At 68.2% G+C, this 1,417-nt stretch carries 1 protein-coding gene; it reads left to right on the top strand.

The window, feature by feature from the left end:
- On the top strand, nt 1–1,417 hold a 1,417-nt coding region (locus ACTWQE_RS34050), incomplete at both ends, for an Ig-like domain repeat protein (protein ID WP_443332957.1).

Below are 1,417 nucleotides of genomic sequence, written 5' to 3'. Positions count from 1 at the left end.
AAGCCTGCTTCACCACCACAACACTCACCACCGGAACCGTCACCGCCACCTACAACGGCGAAGACCCCTGCTTCACCGGCTCCACCGGCACCGCCGCAGTCACCGTCAACGAAGCAACCACCACCACCACGGTCACCGCCACACCCAACCCGTCCGTGTGCGGCCAGACCGTCACCGTCTGCGCCACCGTCGTCGCCAACCCACCCGGCTCCGGCACACCCACCGGAACCGTCACCTTCACCGAACCCGGCGGACTCAACCAAACCGTCCCCCTCGACGGCACCGGACAAGCCTGCTTCACCACCACAACACTCACCACCGGAACCGTCACCGCCACCTACAACGGCGAAGACCCCTGCTTCACCGGCTCCACCGGCACCGTGGTCGTCACCGTCAACGAAGCAACCACGACAACCTCCGTGACCGCGACCCCCAACCCCTCCGTCTGCGGCCAGACCGTCACCGTCTGCGCCACCGTGGTCGCCAACCCACCCGGCTCCGGCACACCCACCGGAACCGTCACCTTCACCGGACCCGGCGGACTCAACCAAACCGTCCCCCTCGACGGAACCGGACAAGCCTGCTTCACCACCACAACACTCACCACCGGAACCGTCACCGCCACCTACAACGGCGAAGACCCCTGCTTCTCCACCTCCGCCGGCACCGTGTCGGTGACGGTGACGGAAGCTTCGACCACCACCTCCGTCACGGCGACGCCCAACCCGTCGATCTGCGGCCAGACCGTCACCCTCTGCGCCACCGTCACAGCCAACCCGCCAGGATCCGGCACACCCACCGGAACCGTCACCTTCACCGGACCCGGCGGACTCAACCAAACCGTCCCGGTCAACGGCAGCGGACAAGCCTGCTTCACCACCACCGCACTCGCCACCGGAACCGTCACCGCCACCTACAACGGCGAGGGCCCCTGCTTCGCGGGCTCCACCGGCACCGTCGCGGTCACGGTCAACGAAGCATCCACGACCACCACGGTCACGGCCACGCCCAACCCGTCCATCTGCGGCCAGACGGTCACCGTCTGCGCCACCGTCACCGCCAACCCGCCAGGATCCGGCACACCCACCGGAACCGTCACCTTCACCGGACCCGGCGGACTCAACCAAACCGTCCCCGTCGACGGCAGCGGACAAGCCTGCTTCACCAGCTCCACGCTCGCCGCCGGCACCGTCACCGCCACCTACAACGGTGAGGACGCCTGCTTCACCGGCTCCGCCGGCACCGTCGTCGTCACCGTCACCGAAGCAGCCACCACCACCACGGTCACGGTGACTCCGAATCCCTCGGTCTGCGGCCAGACGGTCACCGTCTGCGCCACCGTGGTCGCCACCCCTCCGGCGTCCGGTACCCCGACCGGTTCAGTGACCTTCACCGGACCCGGCGGACTCAACCAGAC

The organism is Streptomyces sp. 8N706 (assembly GCF_052245415.1).
Taxonomy (GTDB): domain Bacteria; phylum Actinomycetota; class Actinomycetes; order Streptomycetales; family Streptomycetaceae; genus Streptomyces.
The sequence above is the reverse complement of the archived record's forward strand: the minus strand, read 5'-3'. Positions and strand labels throughout refer to the sequence as shown.